Here is a 4,036-nt window from a genome sequence, read left to right on the forward strand (position 1 = left end):
GTCGACCCGGAGTTGACCCTCGAAGCGCTGGCGGCACTCGACGTCGCGGCGCCGGTGACATTCGACAGCACGCAGTTCCCCGACGGGGTCAACGTCGAAGTTCTGACCGCGCCGGACGACGGCGCGGTCAGCATGCGGGTCCACGAACGTGGGGTGGGCGAAACCCGTTCGTGCGGCACGGGAACCGTCGCCGCCGCGGTCGCCGCTCTGTCGTATGCCGGTGCGGCCGACGGCACGCTCACCGTGCGGATTCCGGGCGGCAACGTCATCGTCACCGTCACCGATGCCACCAGCTACCTGCGTGGGCCGTCGGTGCTGGTGGCTCAAGGCGAACTCAGCGAGGAATGGTGGCAGGCAGCGCAGTGTTAAATCGGATGCATGTCGCGGCTTCGGCGTGCACCATCTAAATGCCTATGACATATCCAGAATTTCCTGACCAATTGCCGCCCAGCACGGGTGAACTCGCGCTCGACGACCGGTCGGCGCTTCGCCGCGTCGCCGGGCTATCCACCGAACTCGCCGACATCTCCGAGGTCGAGTACCGGCAGCTGCGCCTCGAGCGCGTCGTGCTGGTCGGCGTGTGGACCGAAGGCAGCGCTGCCGACGCCGAGGGCAGCCTTGCCGAACTGGCCGCGCTCGCCGAAACCGCCGGTTCGCAGGTGCTCGAAGGCATGGTCCAACGTCGCAGCAAGCCGGATGCCTCGACCTACATCGGTTCGGGCAAGGCGCAGGAGTTGCGCGAGGTCGTGCTGGCCACTGGCGCCGACACTGTCATCTGTGACGGCGAGCTGTCCCCCGCGCAGCTGACCGCGCTGGAGAAGGCGGTGAAGGTCAAAGTCATTGACCGGACAGCGCTGATTCTCGACATCTTCGCCCAGCACGCCACCAGCCGCGAAGGCAAGGCGCAGGTGACGCTGGCCCAGATGGAGTACATGCTGCCGCGGCTGCGCGGTTGGGGTGAGTCGATGTCGCGGCAGGCCGGCGGCCGTGCCGGCGGCAGCGGCGGCGGGGTGGGTCTGCGTGGACCCGGTGAGACGAAGATCGAGACCGATCGACGCCGAATCCGCGAGCGAATGTCGAAGCTGCGCCGCGACATCAAAGCGATGAAGCAGGTCCGCGACACGCAGCGCAGCCGCCGGCTGGATAGCGACCTGCCGTCGATTGCGATCGTCGGCTACACCAACGCTGGCAAGTCGAGCTTGCTGAACGCGTTGACCGGCGCCGGTGTGCTGGTGCAGGACGCACTGTTCGCGACGCTGGAACCCACCACTCGCCGTGGCGAATTCGACGACGGACGGCCGTTCGTGGTCAGCGACACCGTCGGTTTCGTGCGTCATTTGCCCACCCAGCTGGTCGAGGCGTTTCGCTCGACGCTGGAAGAGGTCGTCGACGCCGACCTGCTCGTGCACGTGGTCGACGGCTCCGACGTCAACCCGCTGGCCCAGATCAGCGCGGTGCGTCAGGTGATCTCCGAAGTGGTCGCCGATCAGCACGGTGATCCGGCGCCGGAGCTGCTGGTGGTCAACAAGGTCGATGCCGCCAGCGAATTGGGGCTGGCCAAGCTGCGCCGTGCGTTGCCCGGCGCGGTGTTCGTCTCGGCGCACACCGGCGATGGCATCGACGCCCTGCGCCGGCGGATGGCCGAGTTGGCCGCCCCGACCGACACCGCGATCGACGTCGTCATCCCATATGACCGCGGTGATCTGGTGTCTCGCGTGCATGCCGACGGCCGGGTGCAGCAGACCGAGCACAACAGCGACGGCACCCGAATCAAAGCCCGGGTGCCGATAGCGCTGGCCGCGAGCCTGCGCGAATTCTCGGCCAGCTAGCGGGGCCGCTCACTCCGCAATGTCGTAGACGTCTTCGGCCGACGCCGCCAGGACATGCTCCGCCAGCTCTGCTTTGAGTTGGTCGAGATTCGCCTCCTCGGCCTGACTGCGATCGGATTTGCCGGCGAGGTCGATAAATTCGGCGGTGACGAAGCCCGGGCGCAGCAACAACGTCGCCGCGCGGCCCGCGATCGAGATCTGGAAGACAAAACTCTGCAGCAGCCGCCCGCGATTCGGTCGTGCCAAGGCCGGGTCAATCGTGTAGCGGCCGTCGGTGACGGCGCGGGTGACGGCTTCAAAGCCGTCGCGTGCTCCCGGCCCACCGAAGGCGGTGCGGATGACCACCGATCTCCGCTTCGGTGGGTGATTCGGGGATAACGCCGCGAATGCCCGCTGCATGACTTTGAAGGCGTTGGCCACACCGGCGGGCGAATAAGGCCCCGCGTAGCACAGCATGTCGGTGTAGGAGAACTCCAGCAGTTGTCCGCGTTCCTGCACCAAGAGCGTCTCGTCCACGTCGTGACTGTAAGCCCGCAATGGCACCCGGCCCATTCAACCAACCACCTGGTTGGTATATCTTGGGCGGTACAGTCCCCGTCCCACCGGAGGTCATCAATGGGTAGCGCCGTCAAGTACCAGCGCACGCTGTTCGAACCCGAGCATGAACTTTTCCGCGAGTCCTACCGGGCCTTCTTGGACCGCCACGTCGCCCCCTACCACGACGAATGGGAGAAGGCGAAGATCGTCGACCGCGGGGTGTGGCTGGAGGCCGGTAAACAGGGCTTCCTGGGTATGGCAGTACCCGAGCAGTACGGCGGCGGCGGCGATCCTGACTTCCGCTACAACACGATCATCACCGAGGAGACCACCGCGGGCCGTTACAGCGGCATCGGTTTCGGGCTGCACAACGACGTGGTGGCGCCTTATCTGCTGCGTTTAGCCAACGACGAGCAAAAGGAGCGTTGGCTGCCCAAGTTCTGCACCGGCGAGCTGATCACCGCGATCGCCATGACCGAGCCGGGCACCGGCAGCGACTTGCAGGGCATCAAGACCCGCGCGGTCAAGCAGGGCGACCACTACGTGCTCAACGGGTCGAAGACGTTCATCACCAACGGCATCAACTCCGACTTGGTGATCGTGGTGGCCCAGACTGATCCCGACAAAGGCGCGCAAGGCTTTTCGCTGCTGGCCGTCGAGCGTGGCATGGAGGGCTTCGAGCGGGGCCGGCACCTGGACAAGATCGGCTTGGACGCCCAGGACACCGCTGAGCTCTCGTTCACCGACGTCAAAGTCCCTGCGGAGAATCTGCTCGGCGAAGAAGGCTTGGGCTTCATCTACCTGATGCAAAACCTGCCGCAGGAACGTATTTCGATCGCCATCATGGCCGCGACGGCAATGGAGACAGTGCTCGAGCAGACCCTGCAATACACCAAGGAGCGCAAGGCTTTCGGCCGATCGATCGGAAGCTTCCAGAACAGCCGATTTGTGCTGGCCGAATTAGCGACCGAAGCCACTGCGGTACGGATCATGGTCGACGAGTACATCCGCCTGCACCTCGACGAGAAGTTGTCTGCCGAGCAGGCCGCGATGGCTAAGTGGTATTCCACCGAAAAGCAGGTGCACCTGATCGATCGCTGCCTGCAGTTGCACGGTGGCTACGGCTACATGCGCGAATACCCAATTGCGCGAGCCTATCTCGATGCTCGGGTGCAGACGATCTACGGCGGCACCACCGAAATCATGAAGGAAATCATCGGTCGCAGCCTCGGCGTCTAGCCGAGTTGTTATCACACAACTCGCGTGAGCGGATTGCGACACAGCAGGCTTGTGGACGGCATTTCGGCTTCGTCGGCATATCGGTTCCGTAGGGTCTTCGATATGACTTCACCCGCGCGGTGCTGCAGAGCACAGTCGTGCCTGCTCGCCGGGTGGTCGACACGGGCGCCGGGAGGTGTGATGGCAGGGCGACAAGGTCGATCAAGCACCGTCGGGCGTGCGCTGCTTGGTCTGGTGGCACTGGCGACGGTCATGGTGTGGGCGGCCTTGTTGGCGCCCGTCGCGGCGGCATCCCCGCTGGGCGAGGCCGACGATGCGATCACCGCAGCGTGGAAGGCCGCCGGCGCGGACCATTCAGATCTCGGCGCAAAACAAGGTGAGTGCTACGCCGCCGGACCGGGATTCGCCCAGGACTTTGCGCACGGCAAGAT

General features: G+C 65.0%; 3 protein-coding genes and 2 pseudogenes. 4 read left to right on the forward strand and 1 reads right to left on the reverse strand.

All coding sequences use genetic code 11. The annotated features are described in order from the left end of the window. Nucleotides 1–369, forward strand: a pseudogene (locus WBF82_RS20950) (diaminopimelate epimerase); the annotation flags it as partial. Nucleotides 370–413: 44 nt separating this feature from the next. After that, on the forward strand, nucleotides 414–1,829 hold the full coding sequence (hflX, locus tag WBF82_RS20955; protein ID WP_424384851.1) for a GTPase HflX: 1,416 nt from the start codon (nucleotides 414–416) through the stop codon (nucleotides 1,827–1,829). Nucleotides 1,830–1,838: 9 nt separating this feature from the next. On the opposite strand, the gene WBF82_RS20960 is transcribed toward hflX, so the two are convergent. Then, entirely contained in the window at nucleotides 1,839–2,345 is a 507-nt protein-coding gene (locus WBF82_RS20960) for a hypothetical protein (protein ID WP_424384852.1), read from the reverse strand. Nucleotides 2,346–2,444: 99 nt separating this feature from the next. Between WBF82_RS20960 and WBF82_RS20965 the strand changes: the two genes are divergently transcribed. Beyond that, nucleotides 2,445–3,605: an acyl-CoA dehydrogenase family protein gene (locus WBF82_RS20965; RefSeq protein ID WP_424384853.1), complete on the forward strand. Its 1,161-nt coding sequence runs from the start codon at nucleotides 2,445–2,447 to the stop codon at nucleotides 3,603–3,605. Between the two features lie 180 nt (nucleotides 3,606–3,785). After that, a pseudogene (locus WBF82_RS20970) lies at nucleotides 3,786–4,036 on the forward strand (hypothetical protein); the annotation flags it as partial.

Source organism: Mycobacterium sp., from assembly GCF_049673265.1.
In the GTDB taxonomy this organism is placed as follows: Bacteria; Actinomycetota; Actinomycetes; order Mycobacteriales; family Mycobacteriaceae; genus Mycobacterium.

Excerpts from the sequence above, each read along its gene's own strand:
- WBF82_RS20965 (WP_424384853.1), top strand. The coding sequence starts at position 2,445 with ATGGGTAGCGCCGTCAAGTACCAGCGCACGCTGTTCGAACCCGAGCAT.
- hflX (WP_424384851.1), top strand. The coding sequence starts at position 414 with ATGACATATCCAGAATTTCCTGACCAATTGCCGCCCAGCACGGGTGAA.